The sequence below is a fragment of the Arthrobacter sp. Dra40 genome (genome assembly GCF_059091905.1).
This window is the reverse complement of the sequence record NZ_JBNHHB010000564.1, coordinates 1-479: the sequence shown is the minus strand read 5'-3', so window position 1 is coordinate 479 and position 479 is coordinate 1. Positions and strand designations below refer to the sequence as shown.

Annotated in this window: 1 pseudogene; it reads left to right on the top strand. The window is 67.0% G+C overall.

Going from position 1 to position 479, the window contains the following annotated elements:
- Positions 1-479, top strand: a pseudogene (locus tag AC5RWT_RS38005) (hypothetical protein); the annotation flags it as partial.

Genomic DNA, 479 nt, shown 5'->3' with positions numbered 1-479 from the left:
GCGTCGCTAACGACGGCCGGGATGAGGCTGCCGCTGCTGCCCCCGTGTCCCCGGAACTGTTGGCCGCGGCACTTGCTTCCCTTGATCCCACCGACGTACCTGACGAGCTGATGCAGGATGCTCTGTACGAAGCAGTCGCGACAGCCAGGTACTGGCAGGAACCAGATGGGGAGGACCTGCTCGCCGCGGACCCCGTCATCCGCGCAGCCCTTCTCCCCCTGGCCGGACAGGTGATGGGTTCATCGACCGGGCAGGGATGGGCCCGGCCTCGCGGAAGGGAGCAATGGGCAATCGACTGGCGAACGGGCAGCGATCCCTCGCCGTTGCCGAAAGACCCGCAGCGGACACTCGCCGAGTGGGGGCTGAACGAGCGCGCCGAAGAAGCGCGGGCTGCGCTCGAACGTCCCCGCGATCTTCATTCAAACTGGAGCGGAACGTGGTGGTCGATCCCGCTCGGACTGGTCCAAACCGTGGGGCAA